Here is a 22,746-nt window from a genome sequence, read left to right as displayed (position 1 = left end):
ATTAATCCCCCCGTAATATACCTTAAATTATAACATCCATTTTATTTATGTAAATATATACTAATGTATATATTAATTTGTAATTATAATATTTTATATATTGCCAATCGATAATAATTATTATATAATATTTAATATATTCGGAGGTGAATATTATGATTAATGTAGGTGAATTAGCTCCTAATTTTTCTCTTCAAGGATGTGATGAAAAAATTCACAGTTTAAATGATTATAAAGGCAAAAAAGTAATTTTATATTTTTATCCAAAAGATAACACACCTGGATGCACAACTGAAGCTTGTGATTTCAGAGATAATTATAATATTATTGAAAATAATAATACTGTAGTTATAGGAATAAGTAAGGATAATTTAAATTCACATAATAGATTTATAAGCAAATTTAATTTACCATTTATCTTATTAAGTGATGAAGAAAAAACAGTTTGCAGTTTATATGATGTTATAAAAGAGAAAAATATGTTTGGAAAAAAAGTTCTTGGTATTGAACGAAGCACTTTTATAATCGATGAGAATGGAATACTTATTAAAGAATTTAGAAAAGTTAAAGTTAAAGGACATATTGAAGAAGTATTATCCAATATATAATAGCCTTTAGATAATTTTGTGCTATTTTATAAAATAAATTTTTAAAAACTAATTTTTGATACAAATAACTAAATTTAAAAAGAAAAATACCTTGAACTACTTTTGTTCAAGGTATTTTTTGTTTATAAACTAATATTTTTTATTTATTTAGGTAAATTGCTTAGCTCCTCAGCATAATCAATATACCATGATTTTACGTTTCCAAATGTCCCAACTATATCCATATGATCTGTATTTATGATTGTTGGCATAACATTCCATTGTCCTACTTTAGGTTGGCCATTAAACTTTTCTATTACATCATTTGAACCTAACCTAGGTCCAGCTTGACTTAATGCATTTACAACACCATCATTATCAAACCATTTTTTATCTATAATAGGAAGTCCTTCTTCATCACGTGTATACCTTCCCATTAAAGTTGCTGTTCCATAAAATAACGGATTCATAGGTCCAACTATAGGCATGGAATGACTAGAAATTAATGATTCTCTAGTTGCTTGAGTTGTCCAAGAAAAATAATATACATCTGGTTGAGCTTTTACCCACTTATTTAGCTTTTCTGCTCCAACTGTTGATAAATCATATGGTCCTATATCTGTTGTTTCTGACCATATATTACTTGATAAAACTTTCTTTACATAATTTCTAGATGATTCTCCATCTTCTTTTTGCAATCCAAATTGATCTAATTTAAAATCATATATAGAACTAAATAAATCATTTTTACCAGTTATTGTTCCTAATACGCCAAATGCAGTGTTTATTAATTCTTTTCCTGGAATTGCATCTGATAATGTTGTTCCATCATTAGGTGTTGATATTGTAGTAACACTTCTTATCCAATGCTTATTTCCCATAAATAATGGTGAGCAATTTTCTTGATTATAGTTTTGTTCTTCTTCGCTACCTTCACTTAATAGTTGAGTAAGAGTACGTACTGTTTGTCCACCCATGCTATGACCTATAAGATGAATTTTATTAGTATCACTTACATCTTTATATATTCCTTCAAAAGTTCTTCCATATCTTTCATGACCATATTTTTGGGCATGCGCCTCTCCATAATCTACTGTTCCCCCAACTATATAAGCATATAACTCACAAGCTCTATCCCAGTTACTTGAAACAGGACCTACTGTTGCTGTATAAGTTTGATGTCCTTCATCCCTTAATTTTTCTTGAATATCAACAATACCTCCCCAGTATTTGTAACCTAGTAATTCATCTCTTCCAAATCCCATAAATCCATGTACTAATACTATAGGATAATCATTTCCTTCTTGAATAACTTCACTTGTAACTTCTGGATATTGTAATGGTTCTTGTTCTGTAATTTCATTTTTAACTTCAACATTTGCTTTATTATAAAAATCTTCACTATTAGGCAATTCTATTGTATCTGGTACATCTATACCTTCAGATTCAATCTCCGTCTTTGATTCTTCTAAGATTTCTTTAACTTCATTTAGCTGATCTTCTTCTTTTTTATTCTTTGATTCACGATTTAAACTTTCATCATTTAAATTTTCTTTATTATTTTCTATAGTTGTTTCATTTTTTGTGTTATTTTCAATTTCATTCAAAATAAAATTATTAGATGAATCACTATCTTCTATAGTAATTGAATTCGTTGGTTCAACAGCCATAACAGGTGCTGAAAAACTTGTAAAAGCAACTGAAATTGCTAAAGCAGTAATTCCTAAAATTTTTATTAAAGATCTCTTCATTACACTTCACCTCATTAAAATCAAATTTAAGTATTTTAAAAGCAAATACATTACTTTAAGAATTTAGAGAGAATCTAACATTTCTCTAATTTTTTAATTTTTAATTATTTTCTGGCAATGAACTTAATTGCTTGCAAGGATTTAAATACCATCCTTGAACATTAGCAAAACGTCCTATTATATCTTCATGATCTACATTTATAAGTGTAGCATTGCATTCCATTTTCCTATTTCAGGATTTCCATTGTAATCAATTATTACATCATTAGATCCTAATTTAGGACCATTTTCACTTATACAGTTTACATAACCATCATTTGGCCACCATTTTTTATTAATTATTGGTTTACCATTTTCTTGTTAAATAACTGCGTGGAACTAATAAATATTTACATTTAAAAGTTAAGTATTAAAATACTTTTATAGCAAGACTTGTCTACATTACTTTTATATTAAATGTAAAGTTATTAATTAATTCTTATTTATTAAATATATTAAAATTTTAAATATATCTCTTGTTATAAATAAGCTGAATTTTTATTTTCATAATCATTTTTTGTTATTAAAACTTATAGGCTAATCGGAATTTTTATTTATAAGAACTTCTTCTAGTGTTTATTGGTTTGACAGTTTAATTTAATTCTTTAGTTAGAAATGTTTTAACTCATAATAAGCGCTACTAATCTTTAATTATTGTTTTTTATTTATTGGTATTATTATTTAAACTTTTATAAAATAACTCTAACACTTTAAACTCTAAATCTCTTTTGTTAGTAATATTTTTTTAAAGTCCCCCCTTTCAAAAACTATTAACTATTTATATGTTAAAATTGACAATTAATATAAATATATTAAAATAACATACTTATTTAAACGTTTACTCAAAGTTTTATAAATGTTATTAATATATTTACTAACTACGCATTTAATGGTTAAGTAAAATAGTTAATTTATTTTTAAGAATAGATATATTAAATTAAAAAATATATTTAATCACTTTAAAATAATAAGATTTTTATTTATAAATATTACTTAACTAATTAAAACTTTTATGTATTATAAAACTAGTATTTTTAATTAATGTTAATATTTCCTATATTACCTATTTAAGTTTATTATATACTATTTTTCTATATTTTCAATATTTTTTGGTTTTTTTACAATTTTTTATAATTATGTTATTTTATTTAACACATATTTACTTTTTTAATCATGTATATAACTATTTTTTATCATTTTTTTATCTATAATCTTTTTATTTTTAATATTTCTAAATTCAATTACGCCTTCCACTTTACTTATATATATATCAACCCACTGCTAAATCATAGGAATATTTAAATATAATTTTAATATTAGTAAGCAAGCTAAGCAAAAATATATGTCATTAATTAGCTTGCAATGGCCTATTTAATTCGACTCAAACTTCCAGTAATTCATCAACTATATTAGAAAGTATAACCGAAACTGTTAATAACATGGATGTTGTTGCCGAATCTGCTGAAATTCAAGCTAACTTAGCATGTAAATTAATTAATTTAGTAGATAAATTCAAGTTATAAGTATAAAATTTAAATATTCATATATTTTATATTCAAGATTTTTTATAAAGTATATTTAGTATTTATTTTTCTATAAAAATAACCTCTGCTATGTTTCCTTCTGGAAAATTATCTCTAAAGCCTTCAAAATCTCTTCCGCCCCAGATTTTATCATAATATAAATTTTCAAATTTAATTGGATACACTTCTCTCATCTCATTAAATATCTTGAATATTATAAAATACACCTATTTATTATTCTTATTTTCATAATATCTTTAATGATAAAATAATCAAAGGTACAATATTTCCTATATAAGAGGAAATATTGTACCTTTTTATTGTATTCTTGTGTAATTTTATATCACTTCATTATTGTTATTTGACCTTAAATTTTTTAATTAATCATTAGTTCAGTTGATTGATTAAACTTTTCATGATTAATATATATTTTTACTGAAATATCTTTCTCCTCTATCTGGTAATAAAGTTACGATATTACCACTATCTATTTTACTTGCTAGTTTAAGAGCTGCTGCTACTGCTGCTCCAGAAGATGTTCCAACAATTAAGCCTTCTTTTAAAGCAAGTTGTTTTACAATATGAAATGCTTCTTCATCATTAACCTTTATAACATCATCAACATAAGTCATATCCATAGTTTCAGGAATGAAGTTGTTTCCTATACCCTCTATATTGTAGCAGGCCTCTTCTCCTCCTCCCATAGTTGATCCTTCTGGATCTACTAGAACTCCTTTTATATTAGAATTCTTTTCTTTTAAATACTTTAATATACCAGTATACGTTCCTCCACTACCTGCACCACAAAGGAAACAGTCTATTTTTCCATCTAAATCTTTATATATTTCAGGTGCAGTAGTTTCATAATGGGCTAATGGATTAGATTTATTCTCAAATTGTTTTAAGGTTATAGAATTTTTTATTGTTTTTAAAAGTTCATTAGCCTTTTCAACAGCTCCTAACATCCCATCTTCTCTAGGAGTATTTATTATTTCTGCCCCAAGGGCTTTCATTAATGTCTGCTTTTCTACAGAAAACTTTTCTGGTACAACAAATATAATTCTATACCCCTTATTTATGGCTGCTAATGCTATACCAAGCCCTGTGTTACCTGCTGTAGCTTCTATTATTGTATAACCCTCTCTAAGCAATCCCTTCTTCTCAGCATCTTCTATCATATATATACCTATTCTATCTTTAACACTTCCACCAGGGTTTAAAAATTCTAATTTAGCAAATACATTTACGCCAGATTTTATTCCCATATTATTTAGTTTCATAATAGGTGTATTTCCTATATGACTTCTAATATCATCTATATATTTCACTACTAATCCCCTCTTTTAATATCAATTTAATATATTCCTTTGCTGCAAATAATGAATGATCTCTATAATTTCCACATTGAAACTTGTTCGTTGCTGGTATTTCTTCTGTATCCAATATTTTATTTAACGAATAATTTAATGCTTCTATTACTTCTGTCACTTGAGGAGTTCCCCATGCAATCATATAAAATCCAGTTCTGCATCCCATAGGAGATATATCTATTATTCCATCTAATTTTTCTCTCATATATCCAGCTAATAAATGTTCTAATGTGTGCAATGCTCCCGTTGGCATCTCTTTTTCATTTGGTTGTAAAAATCTTAAATCGAATTTAGAAACTATATCTCCATTATTACCCTCTTCTGAACCACATTTTCTTACATATGGCGCTTTTACTTTTGTGTGATCTAATTCAAAACTTTCTACTTTAACCATTAATTTTTCCCCCATTCTAATGCTTTTTCTAAATCCTCAATAATATCTTGCGCACTTTCTATCCCAACTGAAAGTCTTATCAAATTATCAACAATACCTACCTTTTGTCTTATTTCATATGGTATTGCTCCATGAGTCATACTTGCTGGGTGGCATACTAAAGATTCCACTCCGCCTAAACTTTCTCCAAAAGTTATAAATGTTAATTTTTCAAAGAACTTTTTATAATCATATCCATCATTTAATACAAAAGATATCATTCCACCATATCCTTTTGCTTGTTTTGATTGAATATTATATCCCGGATGTTCTTCAAATCCTGGATAATAAACTTTATTAATTTCTGGTCTATTTTTCAAAAATTCTGCTATAGATTTAGCATTTGAATTATGCCTATCCATTCTAACTGCAAGAGTTTTTATACCTCTTATAAGCAAGAATGAATCAAATGGTGATAGTATACCCCCTGTAGAATTTTGTATAAAATGAATTTTTTCTTTTAATTCTTCATTATTTACTACTACTAATCCAGCAATTAAATCGCTATGTCCGCCTAGATATTTAGTTCCGCTATGAATAACTATATCTGCTCCTAATGTTAGTGGTTTTTGCAAATATGGTGTCATAAAGGTATTATCCACTATTGTAAATAGATTATTATCTTTAGCTATTTTAGCTACCTCTTTAATATCTGTTATGCCCATTAATGGATTTGTTGGCGTTTCTATATATATTGCTTTTACTGTATCATCAATAGCTTCTTTAATTTGCTTTAAATCTGTTGTGTTTACTATCTTATATCCTATATTAAAATTCTTAAAAATTTTATCCAATACTCTAAAACTTCCACCATATAAATTATCTGAAATTATTATATTATCTCCTGATCTAAAAAGAGAAAATATCGCTGTTATGGCTGCCATTCCCGAAGAAAATGCAAATCCACTAGTTCCTTCTTCTAGATCAGCTATAAGTTTCTCAAGAGCTTCTCTTGTTGGATTACCAGTTCTAGAATATTCATATCCTTTATTAACTCCGATACCTGATTGTTTATAGGTAGATGTTTGATATATAGGCACATTTACTGCTCCTGTAAACTTATCTCCATCAATTCCTCCATGGATTAAAACTGATTCAAAATTCATAATACTTGTCCCCTCTCTTATAATTTTTTAGCACTTGCTATAAATATTTTTGTTTCTGTGTATTCTCCTTTACTTGAATACCCTTTGCAATATAAATCTGTATTTTCTATTTCTAAATTTTTAAAATTATATTTACTTAACCAATTAGTTATTTGATCATTTGAAAATCCTAACCATTCATCATACATTTCTTCTTTCGCCCATTCCCCATCATGTTCTGTTACATCTGAAATTATTATACTTCCACCCTTTTTTAATACTCTATAAATTTCTGATATAGCCTTTTCTATATTAACTACATGATGTAATGCCATATTTATAAATACAACATCCACTGATTCATCAAATAATACAATATTCTCCAAATCCGATTTAATTGGATATATATTGGTTATATTTTTTTTAGAAATTTCTTTTTTTAATTCCTTTAACATATTATTTGATTGATCCAATGAAAATATTAAATGTGCTTTTTCTGTTAAGGCTAAAGATATAAAACCTGTACCACATCCTAAATCTGCAACAATTTTATTCTCTATTGATACTTTAGATAAAACTTTATACTTTAACTTTTCCTCAAAATATTCACTTCGTATTACATTCCAGCTGTCTGCTATAGAATCAAAATAATTTAATGACTTCATAATTAATTCCTCCTGTTTTACAAATCTTCATTCTTAAATATTTCTAATTTCTTATACTATTTGTTCTGTGTAGATTATCTAAGATTTAGCTAAATATTAATATTACTTTAAACAAAATTTATTTAAATTCTAGAATTGTTTAATAAGCTTATGTATTAAATACGTATTATACAGTTTTACAATTTACATTTTTTTATAAACAAAAAAAACCCTACCTCATTTAGAGGCAGAATTTTTATTCCGCGGTTCCACTCTAATTATTATATAAAAAATATAATATCTTATTTTTGGTACAAATATACCTCAACGCTATAACGTGCGTACACGCTGCCTCCTACTAAAAACGTATTTTTTCGGGACAGTGCTCAAAGATGCATTCTCACAAGTTACAACTAAAGTCTTTTTCAGCCTAGAAGACTATTCTCTGAAAGTTTCCCTCATGATACTATTTCTTTTCTTAACATATAACAATATAATATTTTATTATAAAACTTATTATTCTTATAGGATTACTCTGCTTTATATTTAATAATATATGCCTATTATTTTAATTTGTCAATATATTTTTTAATATAAATTAAAAAATAAAAATAGGTAAATTCTAGTTTAATTATTAATAAACTCTAAAATTTACCCCTTATTTAAATATACTATTTATTTCTAATTCTGTTAAATATCTATAATTACCCTTTTTTAAAGATTCATCTAACATCAATCCACCAATAGATACTCTTTTTAAGTAGATTACATAGCATCCTACTGCTTTTAACATTCGTTTAACCTGATGCTTACGTCCTTCTGAAATAGTAAGATATCCTGAAACAACACCTTGGCAATCTTTATTTTCTAAATAACTAATAGGAATTTCGCCTTTAAATTCTTTATATAATCCTGATTTATAGACATCTATTTTTGAAGGTTTAGTTAATATCTCACATTGTCCAATAAAAATCCCTTCTTCCAGTTGTTTTTTATTTTCTTCATCCAAAGAACCTAATGCCCAAAAGAAATAGGTTTTTTCAACATGTTTTCCTGGATACATTACTTTATGTTCAAATTCACCATCATTAGTAAGTAACAATAACCCTTCAGTATCTTTATCCAGTCTTCCCACATGGAATACTCCACTCATATCTTCATCAAAATAATCAAATACTGTTTTATGTACATTATCTTTTGTTGCAGTAATGCATCCAGCTGGTTTGTTAAACATATAATAGACTTTTCCTCTGTGGACAACTTTTTTATCAAGATACTCTATAATATCACTATATTCATTAATATCTACTGCGGGTTCAGTTATAACCTCACCATTTACTTTTACCATTCCATCATTAATGTAAGTTCTAACAGTTTTTCTTCTACCAACAGATGATTCTGCCAAAAATTTATCTAATCTCATATTTTATAAATTCTCTTTCTTTGTAAATTATTCTGATATTTTTAAATAATAATTGTTTAATTTATATAAATATAATACCATTGATATTTTACTTTAAAAAGCTTCACTTAAATTTTGTGATGATAATATTATTTCTCATACAAACAAAAAGGAGTTTACCATATTAAAGATATGAATAAGTAAAAAAAAATACCTAAAATTTGTGATTATCAAATATACCTACTAAGATATGTTATTCTTATAATCATATAGCAATAAAAAATATATCATAATAAAAGAGAGCAATTAAAGTAAAAATATACTTTCTCACTCTCTTCTAGAAATATATAATTAAAATATATTAGACATTATTCTTATCTTATAATTAATAAATGCTAATATTATAATTTCATATAATTACATACTTTTTTATATTGAACCTTTGTATCAACATCTATGGTACACCCCATATCATCAACTGGAATTGATAAAATATCTAACTCAAAACTTTTCCATAGCTCTCTAAGTCCGCCATCTGACTCAAATCTTAATATATCAGGTATATATGTTTTTGAAACAAGTGGAGGATGTTTGCGATGACCTTCTACTGTAGGAAATACAATTTTAGATTTAGTTTCATAGCCTTCCATTACTTTAATGAGCTTTAAAAAAGTATGTGGATCTATAGCTGGCATATCTCCTGGGAGTAAAAAGAAAGCATCACAATCTCCTATTTTATTTAATCCAATTTTTATTGAATCAAGCATTTCTGTGGTGTCATAATAATTATTATAGACTACATGCATATTATTAGGATATCCATAAAGCTTTAATACTTCTTCTATTTCACTTCCACGATGTCCCAGAACTAATACAATATCTTTTACTCCAGCTTTAATCATACTATCTATGCTATGCTCTATCATAGTTTTATTATTTATTTTTAATAATGGTTTAAATTCACCCATTCTGCGTGACATTCCAGCCGCAAGAATTAAGCCATTTATTTTCATATCACACCTCACTAAGTAAATTTTTCAAATAAACTAAATCTATTTATATACCCTTATCATTTAAGAAATCCTTTATTAAATTAATACATACCCTTTTTCTATATTCTGCTGAAACTCTACCCTTTGTAGGTATGATTTTTTGTTTATATGCATCAATGAAATCTTCTTTTATCTTACTTGCCTCCAGTAATGTTTTACCTATCATCATTTTCTCTAATTCTTTAAATCTTAATACTGTACCTGACACTGCTCCAAAAGCAATTGCAACATCTTTTATTCTTTCATCATCAATTTTTATTATTCCAGCAAATGAAACACGAGATATAGCTAATGCATTTCTAGCTCCTATTTTTTTATAGTAATAATTTTCTAGACCAACTTTAGGCAATAGGATTTCTACAATCAATTCATCTTTTCCTAAATCTAGCTCTTTTCTTCCTTTATAGAAATCATCAATTTTAACTATTCTAGTATTTGAAGCAGATACTAATACCAGTTTTGCATCTGCAACATATTCAATCAATACAGAATCTGCCTTTGCTGAACCATTTCCTATATTACCTGCCATAGTTCCAGCATTTCTTATCGCAGGAGCAGCAATTTTTGAAACAGCTTGTTTCATAATTTCAGGAACAATATCAGATTCTAATACCTCAGTAAAAGTACATGATCCTCCTATTCTAATATAATCTTCATCTTCAACAATGCATTTCATTTCAGGAATTTTATTTAAAAATAGATAATTAACATCCTCTTTTCCTTCAATCATTAAATCCGTCCCTCCGCCATAAGGAACAACCTCATAATTAGAACGAATATCTAAAGCTTCTTTTAAAGATCTAGGCATAAAACCATTTACCATAGTCCTCTTCCCTCCTCTGCTGAGATTTTAATTGCCTTTACAATAGCATTATATCCTGTGCAACGACACAGATTTCCAGAAATACCCTCTCTAATTTGTTCTATTGTAGGATTTGGAGTCTTAGATAATATAGCTTCTGTAGCTAGGACCATTCCAGGAATACAATATCCACATTGTACTGCTGACACATCAGCATAAGCTTTATCTATTACTTTAAAACGTTCTGTTTCTCTAAAACCTTCTATAGTAACAATTTCACTTCCTTCACATCTGCCCATGGCTACCATACAAGAATTAATTAGTTCACCATCCATAAGAATAGAGCATGCTCCACATTCACCTTCTTTGCAACCACATTTTACTCCCTTTAAATGATAATAATCTCTAAGCACATCTAATAATCTATCAGTAGCTTTTCCATCATATACTACCTCATTACCATTTAGTTTGAATGTTATATTATTACTCATCTTACTCTCTCTCCTCACTTAAAACTTTTATTGTATCCTCTGCTGTAAATGGTACATGATTAACTTTTGCTCCATGTCCAAGTGCCTGCTCAATAGCTTCTGCATAAGCTCCTGGTGCTCCAACTAAAGGTAACTCTCCTGCCCCCTTAGCCCCATAAGGTCCATAAGGATATTTTTCATCTACATACATATCTACTTTAAGATTAGGTACATCAACTGCTGTTGGTATAATATAATCTGAGAAAGAGTTGTTTCTGATACGACCTTCAGAATCTGCTACCATATATTCTATTGAAGCATATCCTATACCTTGTAAAAATCCACCTTCCATTTGACCAACAGCAATGTTGTAATCCATAGGTGTTCCTATATCAAAGCATCCATATGCTCCTAGTATCTTTGTAAGTCCTGTATAAGTATCAACTTCAACTTCTATTGCATTAACTGCCCATGAATAAGTTGGATAAGCATCTCCTTGGAATTTATCAATATAAAATGGAATCATAAAATCTGGTTCCTTATAATGCTCTTCTATAATTTGTTCTTCTCCTTCTACCCACTGATCACGAAGTTTTATAGCTGCACGACGTAAAAGTTCTCCAACAGTCATTAAACTACGAGAGGCAACTGTAGGACCTGAATCTGGCACTACATCAGTATCTGGATATTCATAAAATACATTTTCTAGAGGAAGGTTTAGCTCTTTTGCTACTATCTTAGGAAAAGTTGTACGAAGTCCTTGTCCTATATCTGTATTTGAAGCAAGTATTTGAATTCTTCCATCAGAGTATTTATGCAATTTAGCAACGGCCTTAATAATATCTCTTTCACCTGAACCTGTAAAACCAGCTCCATGAAAATACATAGATATTCCTATACCTTTTCGATATCTTCCATTTTGATCATTAGAATATTCTCTATGCTTTCTTCTAAAGTCACAAGTTTTATCAATACGTTCAATCATATTTGGAATTGGCACTGGGAAATGATATTTACCAGAAGTTGAAGTGCTATCTCCTTGTTTTACTAAATGCATTTCTTTAAATTCTAAAGAATCTTTCCCTAAATCCTTTGCAATATGATTCATCATCACTTCAGCAGAGAAAAAGGTTTGTGGTGCTCCAAATCCTCTATACGCTCCACTAGGAGTTGTATTAGTTTTTACAGCTCTTCCACGTACTTTAAGATTTGGAATATCATAAATTCCATTTGAACATATGATTCCCCTTTGAAGAACAACAGCTGATAAAGTTGTATAAGCTCCTCCGTTGAATTTTAAATCTATATCCATAGCTGTAACTTTTCCATCCTTTACAGCTACTTTATAGGTATTTAATGAAGGATGTCGCTTTGATGTAAACTCTAAATCTTCTCTTCTATCAAATATACAACGAACTTTTTTCCCAGCCTTTTTTGCAGCTACAGCAACTTGGCATGCTAAGATAGACGGAAATGCCTCTTTTCCTCCAAATCCTCCACCTGTAGCATCTTGTGCTATTCTAACTTTATCTGGACCAAGGTTCATAGCTCTCATCACTGAACCTTTAACATAATATGGACATTGCATAGAACCATGTACGTAAACCTTTCCATTTTCTAGTACTTCAGCCATAAGTCCTTGAGTTTCTAAATAGGTTTGATCTTGATAACCTGTTTCAAATTCTTCATCATATATTTTATCTGCTTCCGAAAATGCTTTTTCAACATCTCCTTTTCCGAAGCTATAATCAAAAAAAACTGTATCAAAGTCTCTTATATTAGTAATAGGTTTTAATTCTTCATAGATAACTTCAATTTCAGATAATATCTTATTTACAGTGTCTTCATTAGGTCCACAAACCATGCCTATAGGTTCCCCAATATATTCTACGGTCTCTTTAGCATAAACAGGTGTATCATCTTTAACTATATTAACATTGTTATCCCCTGGTACATCTGTTTTATCCACATAGTAATATCCATCTAATAGTTCAGGTAACTTTACATCAATAATTTTTGCTTTCGCTTTTGTAGATCTTAGCATCTTACCTATCAAAATGTCATCGTTTTCATAATCTCCCACATAAATAGCTTTCCCTGAAATTTTTGAATTATGGTCTCTTTTAACCACTGACTTACTAATCTTCTCCATATCTCCCTCTCCTTTAACCTTTAATTCCTAACACCCTTGTTAATATATATTAATTATATTGCAATAAAAAAATAGCATCAAATTCTTCTTCAAAAGAACTTGGTACTATTTCACAAAATGTTTATTTAAATTTTCCAAAAATATCATAGAAATGCTTAGAGGCATATTGTCTAATATCATCCTCATACCTTTGATATTTTTTCAAAAAATCTTCTCCCTCTGGAGTTAAATTTGTCTTTCCGCCTCTGCTTCCGCCATGTCGTCTCTCCACAACATTATATCCTAGTGATTTCTCCATTTCATTTAACATATTCCATGCCTTTCCATAAGAAAGTGCCATATGTTTGCATGCTCTTTTTACAGAATGTGTTTCTTGAATTAAAAGTAACAACAGCTTTGCTCTAGCATTGAAAAACAATGACTCTTTTTCAATGCTAATACGTATAAAAGGATGCAATAATTTATCATTGTAATATTGTAAATTTGCATCTAATTTTTCTATTTGATCTGCTTCCAAAATGATACCTTTATCTTCTACTTCTAAATATTCTTTTTTAATTCCTATGCTTTTAATAGCTCCGCGCATTCCCTCTATCCCATTGTATTCAAGAATCTTAGGGATTAAATCACTATTTATAAGTAATGGATGCCCAGCTCTTCCTTTGTAGGATGGAACTATTAGTTGTTTGTCTGCTTTTATAAGTTCACTCAAAGTGCTTGAAGTATACATAGGAATTGTCGCTGATGTAAAAATAACTTGTTCACATTTATCTTTTAAAAAATTTAGTCCTATTTTAGCAGAATCAAATTTCTCAGTAGAGTCATAGTTCTCATTCTTTAAAAATATAACTTCATAATCTGCTAAATGCTGCTCAACCTCTAGTGACTGATATCCTGTAATTACAACAATAGGTGATATTTTTGCTTGTTGAAATGTTAAAATAATTCGTTTTATAATTGATATTGAACCTATTTGAAAAAGTGGGGATATTCGGCCAGTATCATTTATTTTCCCTACTGACACAATGATTCCACCTGTATTATTCATATTCCACCATCTCTTCTTTATATTTTATCTTTTTCAGTGAATAAATTATCTTTCAATTAACCAACCCTAAATTCACTTCATTTTTTTACCATTTTAACATAAAGAAAATGATTTTTTCAAACTTTTATTTAACAAATCTTATTGATAATCTAATTTAATATTTATATAAATTATTATAACACCACTTTACAACTTCTCTTTCATTTATAATTTAATATATATAAAATTATAAATAAGTAAAACCATTAGCTTATTTATAACTAATGGTTTATTTTAAATGAGCATATTACTACCATACATTAGAGAATTTGGACTTAGCTTCCTCATCTTCATTAAGTGTTCAATCCCTATTTTCTAATTAGTTTTACTACATTTTCAATATGTATCGTAGCTAATATCAGAACACAATTTCTCAACCTCGTTATTATAATGTAAACACAATTCATCAGTTCTACGTCTACCTTTAGCATTTTTTCTTTGAGATCTAAATTTATCACTATCTATATTGCTCTTAAACCTTGTTTTATATACAAATGTGATTTGTGCAGTATCTTTGTTTCTGTCTTCATCAATCCCCCTATAATAACTTTTCTACTACACTTTCAAAAACATATCTGTCAAATTCATCTAATACCTCATTTTATTCTAATGTCTTCTTAAGTTCTTTTAATCGGCGTTTTATGTCTTTTTCATTTTCAGAGACTTCAACAAGCTTCTTTCTATCTTCAATAAGGTTTTCTTGAGTTACTACCAAATCAGTATATTTGGCTTCATATGTAGCTTTATCAATTTAATTCTCTAACCTCATGTCAACTAACTTATTTTTCTTTCCCTCTAGTGCATTTATTTCCTTATCTATTTTTGATATTTGTTTGTTAACACTACTACTATTTAAGTTTTCCTCCATTCTCTGCAAAAATTCTTCAAGCAGAATATGTAGACATCCTAAAACTCGAGAAAAAACTTCATAGTCAAGGTATAAAAATCGCCTATTTTAGCCATCCCTTTCTCTAATATATATAAATTATAAAGTATCCAATTATGTTAGAATTAATCTTTTATCGAATGCTTTTAATGATCTCAAGATACCACATAAATTTCAATGTAAATAAATCTAATTACACAAACATCTTTAGTCTTGCATAAAAATTCACCCATCTTGACCAAAAAGTCCCTCAAATCTAAAGTCTGAGGGACATACAACACTCTTCAATATTTAATTAAAAATCTTCGAGATTTTTAAAATAAGACTATCTCTTTACTCAAATGGATATTTTTGAACTAACATCATAATTCATTTTCATAACACAATTGTCCGCAAGCAGCACTAATTTCAGAACCAAATTGTGTTCTAACAGTTACACTAATACCAGCTTTCTTTAGTGTACTGCAAAATTGCTTGATATCACTTGAAGATTGAAATTTTAAAATTGTTTTATCCGTAGAATTATAAGGTATCAAATCAATGTGATATAAATGCTCCCATGAACCACGATTTTTCAATAAACCTACAACTGCCTCTGCATGTTCTTTCGAATCATTAATTCCTTCAAGCATAATATAAGCAATAAACACTCGTCGTCCCGTATGAATGATATGTTCATCTAATGTCTTCATTACCTCATTCAATGGAAATCTTTTATTTATAGGCATTAAATCGCTTCGTTGACTTTCAAATGGTGAATGAAGTGAAAAAGCGAGATTCACTTGTGGAAATTCTTTGGTCAATCTTTGAATTCCTGGTATAATGCCAATTGTTGAAATAGTAATTCTTCGTTGACTTAACCCAAATAAATTTTGATCAGTTAAAATTTTTACTGCATCAAATAACTCCGGATTTGCAAAAGCCTCACCCATTCCCATAAATGAAATACTATTCAATCTATGGTTATTAAAATAGAAATAAAGTAATTGGTCAGTTATCTCATCAGCAGTAAGATTGCGTTTAAATCCAGCACTTCCCGTTGCACAAAAACGACATCCAAAACCACAACCACATTGGGAAGAAATACAAAACGATTCCCACCCCTGTTTATACTTTAGTCCAACAGCTTCTATTCTTTCTCCATCAGTCAATTCGAATAACAATTTTTGAGCTTGTTTAGAATCTTGTGAAAAAACAGGTATTACACTAGATACATTATTTCCAAACTCATTTACTAAAGCCATCCTTAACGCTTTTGGTAGTATATGCATATCATCAAAATTATCTATTCTTTGATGAAAAATAGCTTTTGTAAGCTGTTCGTATCTATAATCAGGTAATTTTAAATCCGATACTATTTGTTTTATTTTTCCATATTTTGTTTTTGTCTGTTTCATGTAGGCTTCCTCCTTACTATTAATAGTTAAGAAGCAAAGCCAGTATAATTAGCAACTTATACTACTCCATGCAAACGTCGCCCAAAACATCTGGCTTTGCATGGAGCCTATTGTGTGTTACTTTTATATTCCCATTAAACATATTAATTACCATTTCTACCTTTACAATTTTATTGTTTTTGTTGCAACATTTTCACAAAATGCACTATCATGCTCAACAAACAAAATTGTAGGTTCATGTTCAATTAACAATTTCTCAATCTGCATACGAGAAATGACATCAATAAAATTCACTGGTTCATCCCAAATATACAAATGTGCCCGTTCACACAAACTTTTGGCAAGCAATACCTTTTTCTTCTGTCCTCCACTAAAATCCTCGATATTCTTTTCAAACTGTTCTCTTGAAAAATCAAGTTTTCTAAGCATCGATTTAAATAAACTCTCGTCAATACAATGTTTATCTGCATACTCAGATAAGTTACCATATAAATCTGAAGTATCTTGTGAAACATACGAAATGATTAACTTATTATTCTTTCTTACAATTCCACTATGGGGGATATCTTCTCCATAAATTAATTTCAATATACTTGATTTTCCGCTGCCATTCTTTCCTTGAATAGCAATTCTTTCGCCTTGCTCTATAGTGAAGCTTACTCCTTCACAGACAACTCTATCATCATATTCAATTGCAACATCTGTAAGTTCTACAAGCTTTTTATCATGGAAAGTAAGCGGTACTATTTTTAAACTTTCATTAGATTCAATATTTTTAAGAAGCTTTGATTTTTCCTCAATCATGTTTTGTTGTCTAGCTTCTATATTTTTAGCACGCTTCATCATTTTTGCAGCTTTATGTCCAACATATCCTTTATCTAATTTGCTCCCAGAATTAGTAGTTCCATACTTGCTGCTTTCAACACTATCTGACCACGTAGATGTACGTTTTGCCGAGCTGGAAAGTCTGTTAATATCCTTTTTCAATTTTTCGTTTTCTGCTATCTCAAAACCATCTTGTAATTCTTTGTTTCTCCACCATGAAGAAAAATTACCTTTTTGTATTTCAATATTAGTTTTATTAATAGACAAGATATGGTCAACACAATTATCCAAAAACGATCTATCATGTGAAATCAGAACAAATCCTTTCTTTTTTTTCAAGTAATTACTTAATTTTTGCCTAGCTTCAGCATCCAAATGATTGGTAGGCTCATCAATAAGTAAGAAGGAGTTCTCCTTCAAAAACATAGCAGCTATTAATGCTTTGGTCTGCTCTCCTTTAGATAGTGTATAAAACTGTCTATATAAAGCATCGCAGTCCATATCTAACAAAGATAATTCTTTTACTATTTCCCAATCCATTGAATTTGGACTAATCTCCCTTATGACATCTATAGTGAAATTGCTTTGCTCCTGCACCTCATAAGGAAAATATTCAAAAGTCACATCAGCTGAAATGTTTCCATTATATTCGTACTTCCTAAGCAAAAGATTTAGAAAAGTAGTCTTTCCTCTTCCGTTTCTTCCAGTAAAGCCTAATTTCCAATCTGTATTAATTTGAAAACTAACATTTTCAAAAATATTATCATAGCTACCTTCATAAGCAAAGGTTAGGTTTGTAACATTTATTAAAGACATATTTTTGTCCTCCTCTGTATTTAATAGTATAAATAACAAAGTCGGAACAATAGGCGACCTTGTTATTACTCCATATAAGTGTCGCCTGCAGTATCCGACTCTATATGGAGATTATCATGTGTTAGCAAAGTATCTTTATTTATCATATTATTATTTATCCTCCTTATTCGAATCATTTATAAAAAAGTAAGAGCCGCAAGAATTAATTATTCTTACAGCTCATAGATATACGTAGTTAAGCTAATCATTATAGCATAATACAAGTGTATATATTAAGAGAAAAAAGAATAACTTTCTTGCATAAGCACAACAAAACAAACAGAACACACCTGTTTATCTTTGTATATAAATGTACTTTAAAAATTAGCAAGAAAATTTAATCATTTTTTCACCTCAAATTTCAAATTTTTTATCATTGTATTATTATATGTCTATACGTCGAAAAAGTCAATAAAGAGTGAATCAAGGAAATCTATTTCTTCTCTGTCTTCACAACACACTCTACATACGATGAGTTGATGTAATTGATGTCTGTTTCTTATAATATTATAGGTAGTTATTGGGAACTTATCAACAGGAAAATCTGTGCATTTTGGAAATTCAGTAGTTCGTGGGCTGACTTATGGGCAGTTATTTTCCATGTATTTTAAAATGAATATTAAAATGTATTTTATGTAAATATAAATAAAATAATTTAATTGGCATATTGAATTTTATATCATAAATTTAAATAAATGGAATCTGTATGCTGTAAAATTACAATTATACATTGTCAATGTAATAAATCTCCTTTTAAGATTCATACAATGTGAATGCTATTTTCAAATAGTATTCACTTCGATTAGAATAGTAGCATCTTTTAAAATATTTATATCCCGACCTGAAAAGACTGTATATTCTAACTTTCTTGCCTTTTAAGTATTTAACTGCATCTAGTAACTTATTTTTCTTATCTTTAGTACATGAAGTTCCTAAAGTTATAATCCAGTAATATACTATAGAAATACATAAATACATCATTCTTATATAGTAAATATCTTGATTCCAAGTATCTTCTAGATTAAAGCCACCACCCTTAAAATCTTTAAACATTTCTTCGATATCAAATCTCTTTTTATATTCTCTTATAGCAATTGGCTTGTTTATATTATTTGCTATATACCAGGTATCATCTGCGTTTACTTCTTTACATACAGCCATATTACAATTATATTTTTTTGAAGTAAGTTTTATATCATAAAGATATTTTGCTCTATTATTTTTATAATCTTTAAGTAGCTTATATGCAAAGAATTCAAACATACTTTCTGGATCAATTAACTCATTGCTAAGAAAATGTTGAAGTCTTTTTATCTTACTTTCTTCAGTTCCTTTGCAATAATGATCCTTTAATTCTTGTGCTATATCAGATAAAATTACCGAACGTGAAACTATAATCCCTATTACTACAGCAATTAAATTATTTAAGCGATTTGATGATAAAATTAACATTTTTTCTAGAACTTTTTTTAATTCTGTAGTAATATATTGTTGATCATTGATCATAATAAACCACATTTCTGTGAAAATTGTGTTTTTGCAAATCAATTTTACACTAAAATAGGTGGTTTTTTATATCTTTTAAAATAAATTTTCTGTTAAAATATACATTTTCAATTATATGGTTATTAGCTGTCCGTAGGTCAGACTATCAAGCAGTTCCTCTATCATTTCGATTGCTTGAATTGCTTCCTTTGGTATTTTCTTCATCGAATTGCACTTCAAATTGTTATCTCCTTTCATCAAAAAATAGGGTATCTTTATGAAATTTTATTTATTACAATTCCATTAACACATCGCTATCTATTTCTGTAATTGAAGCATTATCTGTTTTAAATTTCGTCATTTTATAAAAAGGGGTGTTGGTTAAATAACATTGGATACACATAATTACAGCACTATGCGTTACAATTACAATATCATCACAATTCTCATTAATAATCTTATATATTGAAATCAAAACACGCTGTAACATATCTTGATATGCTTCCCCTTTGGGAGGTTTAGTATATCTTCGATCTATGTACCATTCCTCATATTCTGTTGGATATTTCTCTTTTACTTCTGCCCATGATAATCCTTCCCATTCTCCAAGATTAATTTCCTTTAATCCTTCTATTAATATATATTCCACATTAGTAACCTTACTCAAAATTTCTGCTATTTTAACTGCTCTTCTTTGTGGACTCGAATAAATTTTTGAGAATTTATATTTATCTTCTAATATCTTATTGCTCAATTCTTCTGCTTGTTTGATACCATTATCATTAAGTTCAATATCACAACTTCCTTGTATCTTTCCTTTTATGTTCCAATCTGTTTCTCCATGTCTTATCAAAAATAATTTCATAAATTATCCCCCTCAGATATTTATCTTAATAGTTCGCAATAATTTACTATTGTGTCCGTATCCACACCCTATATCTAAAATAGTTTTGCCCTTTACATAGTGTAATACTTTGTTTATTGCTGACTGTTCAAATAAGTCATTATATCTTTTTTCATTCCTTAATTTCATATGCCCTGCCAATTCTTATTTATCTACATCTATATGTCCAAATCATAGAGAATAATTCAAATACTATTATATTTTCAAAAGCATCTCGTACTGGCCAACAATATATCCAAAACCTAATTTAATCAGAAAATCTTTAGTACATTTAGATTCATCATCTACGTTAAGAACACTGATTTTATGTGATTCCGTATTTTCGATTAAATCAGTAATGATGCTTCTGGCAATTCCTTTGTTTATTTACTGCGATTTGAGGGATATCTCCTGTTCTTTTATCAATAATGCCATATCCAACAATTGTATTATCAAAATGTACAATAGAATATAGAAATTCCTCTGATACAGCATTAATTGAATCAATTGAATTTTGCCACGAGGGTTCAAAATCCCAAAACTCTGTTAATTGTTCCCATGCCATTCTGTCCGTGTGCTCAACTTTATAGGTTTTCAAAGGAACATAACGCTTTTTATCTAATTGAAAGCATGGAAAATTCCTTTTAATCTCGAATCCTTCTTTCTTGTATAGGTGAATTGCGGACGCATTAGATTGAATAGCCTCAAGTAAATACTGCTCTATTTGTTTTTGTTTAAGTATTTCTTTGACATTCAAGAGTATGTTACTTGTGATACCTTGTCTTCTGTAATCAATGATAACGCCTGTCCCAATATCATACACAGTGTTTTTCCGTTCAAACTTCTAAGTCCATTTAGAATAAAACCAACCAACAGATCGTTTTTAAACGCACCTATTGATATCTCTGGAACATATCCTCTTCTTTGAAGTGTTTATTTAAATTTTCCAACAGACAAATCAATTTCAACCTGATAATCAGAAAATGCATTGCGAAATGCTTTGTGAAGTGTTTCTATGCTTGTTTTATTTAAAGTTCTATATTCTAACATTTTTCCTCCTCTATCTAATAGCTTAACAATCTCAACATGGTTTGTTGATGGTAGTTAATCACACCATCAACAAACCATGTGCCTACACGTTGCCCGCTCTTTGCATAGTCAGAAAGAGTATAGAGAATCAACACCTACCCCGCATAAATAGGCATTAATAATCCCATCTGAAACAATCCTGCCTGTCGCAACAAGTTTATTTCCACTGTATACATAAATAGAGTACCAACTTTGCTTCATTGCTATTAATAATTGTTCCGGGGACAGCTTTAAAAAATCATTCCACCCAAGATTCTCATAAAGCGCATATAAATCTTCTTTTGCCGGGAACCTCGTTGTATATGTCAACTTCATAAACTTCTTCCTATTATATAATTTTTATTTCATTACCAAATTCGTCAACTTTTGCAGAAATTCCTTCCTCTTCACCTGAGCTCCTTTAGAAACATCCCCGCAGTGAAACCACTTCGCATTTTTAATTCCAACACCTTTTAATGTAGCATTGATAAATGTTTTCTGAATCATATTACCAGCAAAATATTTTACATACCAACGTGGAGATTGACCTGTTGTTATCACTTTAGCAGATTTAATATGGGTTAATTTCCCCTTTAAACCTGTACTTGATTCTGTATATGAGAAATTTTTCAACATAACTTTATCAATGAAACCTTTAAGGATAGCAGGGGTATCGTACCACCAAAGGGGAAATAGAAAAATAATTTCATCTGTTTTTTTCAACATATTTTGATATTTTGTTACCAAAGGATCCTTATGTTGCCCTTTTGAATACAAAGCCAATTCCCCTTCAGTCATAACAGGGTTAAAGTTATCTTTATTTAAGTCAATTATCTGGTATTTCTTTTTCTTTTTTTCTAAAGCAGTTGTTATCGTATCCAGTATAGCCTTATTAAAACTTCCGTGCCATGGATGAGAGAATATAATTGTTACCATCTTAAATCACCTCT

The 22,746-nt window shown here is 28.8% G+C and carries 18 protein-coding genes, 3 pseudogenes and 1 other annotated feature; of the genes and pseudogenes, 1 reads left to right on the top strand and 20 read right to left on the bottom strand.

Going from position 1 to position 22,746, the window contains the following annotated elements:
* Window positions 1-155: 155 nt before the first annotated feature.
* Window positions 156-608, top strand: coding sequence for a thioredoxin-dependent thiol peroxidase (gene bcp, locus RYM86_RS04680; RefSeq protein ID WP_315078192.1), 453 nt, complete (start codon window positions 156-158; stop codon window positions 606-608).
* A 143-nt stretch (window positions 609-751) separates the two neighbouring features.
* Here the strand turns inward: bcp and RYM86_RS04675 are convergent, their stop codons facing one another.
* The 20 genes and pseudogenes from RYM86_RS04675 to RYM86_RS04580 form a co-directional block, all read right to left on the bottom strand.
* Window positions 752-2,338, bottom strand: coding sequence for a lipase (locus RYM86_RS04675; protein WP_315078190.1), 1,587 nt, complete (start codon window positions 2,336-2,338; stop codon window positions 752-754).
* Window positions 2,339-2,438: 100 nt separating this feature from the next.
* A pseudogene (locus tag RYM86_RS04670) lies at window positions 2,439-2,692 on the bottom strand (lipase); the annotation flags it as partial.
* A 1,291-nt stretch (window positions 2,693-3,983) separates the two neighbouring features.
* Window positions 3,984-4,085, bottom strand: a pseudogene (locus RYM86_RS04665) (mannose-6-phosphate isomerase); the annotation flags it as partial.
* 234 nt (window positions 4,086-4,319) lie between these two features.
* Window positions 4,320-5,228, bottom strand: coding sequence for a cysteine synthase family protein (locus RYM86_RS04660; protein ID WP_315078189.1), 909 nt, complete (start codon window positions 5,226-5,228; stop codon window positions 4,320-4,322).
* On the bottom strand, window positions 5,212-5,664 hold the full coding sequence (locus tag RYM86_RS04655) for an S-ribosylhomocysteine lyase (RefSeq protein WP_315078187.1): 453 nt from the start codon (window positions 5,662-5,664) through the stop codon (window positions 5,212-5,214). The genes RYM86_RS04660 and RYM86_RS04655 overlap by 17 nt, the downstream gene beginning before the upstream one ends.
* Window positions 5,664-6,809 (bottom strand): PLP-dependent aspartate aminotransferase family protein, encoded by a 1,146-nt coding sequence (locus tag RYM86_RS04650; RefSeq protein WP_315078186.1) that lies wholly within the window; start codon window positions 6,807-6,809, stop codon window positions 5,664-5,666. The genes RYM86_RS04655 and RYM86_RS04650 overlap by 1 nt, the downstream gene beginning before the upstream one ends.
* A gap of 17 nt (window positions 6,810-6,826) precedes the next feature.
* The gene (locus tag RYM86_RS04645; RefSeq protein WP_315078185.1) at window positions 6,827-7,453 is read right to left on the bottom strand and encodes a class I SAM-dependent methyltransferase; all 627 of its coding nucleotides are present in this window, start codon (window positions 7,451-7,453) and stop codon (window positions 6,827-6,829) included.
* A 219-nt stretch (window positions 7,454-7,672) separates the two neighbouring features.
* Window positions 7,673-7,921, bottom strand: a binding site (T-box leader).
* Between the two features lie 169 nt (window positions 7,922-8,090).
* Window positions 8,091-8,855, bottom strand: coding sequence for a pseudouridine synthase (locus RYM86_RS04640; RefSeq protein WP_315078184.1), 765 nt, complete (start codon window positions 8,853-8,855; stop codon window positions 8,091-8,093).
* A gap of 380 nt (window positions 8,856-9,235) precedes the next feature.
* The gene (locus RYM86_RS04635; RefSeq protein WP_315078182.1) at window positions 9,236-9,847 is read right to left on the bottom strand and encodes a nucleotidyltransferase family protein; all 612 of its coding nucleotides are present in this window, start codon (window positions 9,845-9,847) and stop codon (window positions 9,236-9,238) included.
* A gap of 43 nt (window positions 9,848-9,890) precedes the next feature.
* The gene (locus RYM86_RS04630; protein WP_315078180.1) at window positions 9,891-10,709 is read right to left on the bottom strand and encodes an FAD binding domain-containing protein; all 819 of its coding nucleotides are present in this window, start codon (window positions 10,707-10,709) and stop codon (window positions 9,891-9,893) included.
* Complete coding sequence (locus tag RYM86_RS04625) at window positions 10,703-11,179, bottom strand: 2Fe-2S iron-sulfur cluster-binding protein (protein WP_315078179.1); 477 nt, start codon at window positions 11,177-11,179, stop codon at window positions 10,703-10,705. The genes RYM86_RS04630 and RYM86_RS04625 overlap by 7 nt, the downstream gene beginning before the upstream one ends.
* A gap of 1 nt (window position 11,180) precedes the next feature.
* Window positions 11,181-13,310 (bottom strand): xanthine dehydrogenase family protein molybdopterin-binding subunit, encoded by a 2,130-nt coding sequence (locus RYM86_RS04620; protein WP_315078178.1) that lies wholly within the window; start codon window positions 13,308-13,310, stop codon window positions 11,181-11,183.
* A 121-nt stretch (window positions 13,311-13,431) separates the two neighbouring features.
* A complete protein-coding gene (locus RYM86_RS04615; RefSeq protein ID WP_315078176.1) occupies window positions 13,432-14,358 on the bottom strand; it encodes an NTP transferase domain-containing protein in 927 nt (308 codons plus the stop codon).
* Window positions 14,359-15,645: 1,287 nt separating this feature from the next.
* The gene (locus RYM86_RS04610) at window positions 15,646-16,680 is read right to left on the bottom strand and encodes a Cfr family 23S rRNA (adenine(2503)-C(8))-methyltransferase (protein ID WP_315078174.1); all 1,035 of its coding nucleotides are present in this window, start codon (window positions 16,678-16,680) and stop codon (window positions 15,646-15,648) included.
* Window positions 16,681-16,842: 162 nt separating this feature from the next.
* The gene (locus RYM86_RS04605) at window positions 16,843-18,321 is read right to left on the bottom strand and encodes an Lsa family ABC-F type ribosomal protection protein (protein ID WP_315078172.1); all 1,479 of its coding nucleotides are present in this window, start codon (window positions 18,319-18,321) and stop codon (window positions 16,843-16,845) included.
* Between the two features lie 792 nt (window positions 18,322-19,113).
* On the bottom strand, window positions 19,114-19,866 hold the full coding sequence (locus RYM86_RS04600; protein WP_315078169.1) for a hypothetical protein: 753 nt from the start codon (window positions 19,864-19,866) through the stop codon (window positions 19,114-19,116).
* 271 nt (window positions 19,867-20,137) lie between these two features.
* The gene (gene cobC / locus RYM86_RS04595; protein WP_315078167.1) at window positions 20,138-20,710 is read right to left on the bottom strand and encodes an alpha-ribazole phosphatase; all 573 of its coding nucleotides are present in this window, start codon (window positions 20,708-20,710) and stop codon (window positions 20,138-20,140) included.
* A gap of 234 nt (window positions 20,711-20,944) precedes the next feature.
* Window positions 20,945-21,778: pseudogene (locus RYM86_RS04590) on the bottom strand (GNAT family N-acetyltransferase).
* Between the two features lie 108 nt (window positions 21,779-21,886).
* Window positions 21,887-22,132 carry a GNAT family acetyltransferase gene (locus tag RYM86_RS04585; RefSeq protein ID WP_315078165.1) on the bottom strand — a complete coding sequence of 82 codons (246 nt, stop codon included), beginning with the start codon at window positions 22,130-22,132 and terminating at the stop codon, window positions 21,887-21,889.
* 24 nt (window positions 22,133-22,156) lie between these two features.
* The gene (locus RYM86_RS04580) at window positions 22,157-22,732 is read right to left on the bottom strand and encodes an NAD(P)H-dependent oxidoreductase (RefSeq protein ID WP_315078164.1); all 576 of its coding nucleotides are present in this window, start codon (window positions 22,730-22,732) and stop codon (window positions 22,157-22,159) included.
* Window positions 22,733-22,746: the final 14 nt, after the last annotated feature.

The organism is uncultured Clostridium sp., assembly GCF_963527835.1.
In the GTDB taxonomy this organism is placed as follows: Bacteria; Bacillota; Clostridia; order Clostridiales; family Clostridiaceae; genus Clostridium.
The sequence above is the reverse complement of the archived record's forward strand: the minus strand, read 5'-3'. Positions and strand labels throughout refer to the sequence as shown.

Bases quoted from the DNA above. Each gene is read 5' to 3' on its own strand.
- bcp (WP_315078192.1), top strand. From the start codon at position 156: ATGATTAATGTAGGTGAATTAGCTCCTAATTTTTCTCTTCAAGGATGT.
- RYM86_RS04675 (WP_315078190.1), bottom strand. From the start codon at position 2,338: ATGAAGAGATCTTTAATAAAAATTTTAGGAATTACTGCTTTAGCAATT.
- RYM86_RS04655 (WP_315078187.1), bottom strand. From the start codon at position 5,664: ATGGTTAAAGTAGAAAGTTTTGAATTAGATCACACAAAAGTAAAAGCG.
- RYM86_RS04650 (WP_315078186.1), bottom strand. From the start codon at position 6,809: ATGAATTTTGAATCAGTTTTAATCCATGGAGGAATTGATGGAGATAAG.
- RYM86_RS04645 (WP_315078185.1), bottom strand. From the start codon at position 7,453: ATGAAGTCATTAAATTATTTTGATTCTATAGCAGACAGCTGGAATGTA.
- RYM86_RS04640 (WP_315078184.1), bottom strand. From the start codon at position 8,855: ATGAGATTAGATAAATTTTTGGCAGAATCATCTGTTGGTAGAAGAAAA.
- RYM86_RS04635 (WP_315078182.1), bottom strand. From the start codon at position 9,847: ATGAAAATAAATGGCTTAATTCTTGCGGCTGGAATGTCACGCAGAATG.
- RYM86_RS04630 (WP_315078180.1), bottom strand. From the start codon at position 10,709: ATGGTAAATGGTTTTATGCCTAGATCTTTAAAAGAAGCTTTAGATATT.
- RYM86_RS04625 (WP_315078179.1), bottom strand. From the start codon at position 11,179: ATGAGTAATAATATAACATTCAAACTAAATGGTAATGAGGTAGTATAT.
- RYM86_RS04620 (WP_315078178.1), bottom strand. From the start codon at position 13,310: ATGGAGAAGATTAGTAAGTCAGTGGTTAAAAGAGACCATAATTCAAAA.
- RYM86_RS04615 (WP_315078176.1), bottom strand. From the start codon at position 14,358: ATGAATAATACAGGTGGAATCATTGTGTCAGTAGGGAAAATAAATGAT.
- RYM86_RS04610 (WP_315078174.1), bottom strand. From the start codon at position 16,680: ATGAAACAGACAAAAACAAAATATGGAAAAATAAAACAAATAGTATCG.
- RYM86_RS04605 (WP_315078172.1), bottom strand. From the start codon at position 18,321: ATGTCTTTAATAAATGTTACAAACCTAACCTTTGCTTATGAAGGTAGC.
- RYM86_RS04600 (WP_315078169.1), bottom strand. From the start codon at position 19,866: ATGATCAATGATCAACAATATATTACTACAGAATTAAAAAAAGTTCTA.
- cobC (WP_315078167.1), bottom strand. From the start codon at position 20,710: ATGAAATTATTTTTGATAAGACATGGAGAAACAGATTGGAACATAAAA.
- RYM86_RS04585 (WP_315078165.1), bottom strand. From the start codon at position 22,132: ATGAAGTTGACATATACAACGAGGTTCCCGGCAAAAGAAGATTTATAT.
- RYM86_RS04580 (WP_315078164.1), bottom strand. From the start codon at position 22,732: ATGGTAACAATTATATTCTCTCATCCATGGCACGGAAGTTTTAATAAG.